Source organism: Microtetraspora sp. NBRC 16547, assembly GCF_030268965.1.
In the GTDB taxonomy this organism is placed as follows: domain Bacteria; phylum Actinomycetota; class Actinomycetes; order Streptosporangiales; family Streptosporangiaceae; genus Microtetraspora.
Genome location: NZ_BSSE01000126.1, coordinates 1 through 282, shown reverse-complemented (window position 1 = coordinate 282; position 282 = coordinate 1). Strand labels below are relative to the sequence as shown.

The following is a 282-nucleotide window of genomic DNA, read 5'->3' as shown; positions in this document are numbered from 1 at the left end:
TGAGCGTCCGGTACGGCGAGCAGTCGGCCGAGTTGAAGCACATCCGGGCTGAGGACGCCGGAGGTCAGGGCCGCTGGTCGTTCTCCTCTCAGCAGGCCACGCTGCGGCGTTTGGACAAGGCGTTCGCTGCGTTCTTCACGCGGGTCCGCGAGGGTCGTACGCCGGGGTTCCCGCGGTTCAAGGGACGCGGCTGGTTCGACACCGTGGAGTGGCCCAAGGACGGCGACGGCTGCCGCTGGGACGCCCAGCCCGAGCACCCGGCCGCCACGTTCGTGCGCCTTC

1 pseudogene is annotated in these 282 nt (G+C 70.6%); it reads left to right on the top strand.

Annotated elements, in window-relative coordinates:
* A pseudogene (locus QSK17_RS35890) lies at positions 1 to 282 on the top strand (RNA-guided endonuclease TnpB family protein); the annotation flags it as partial.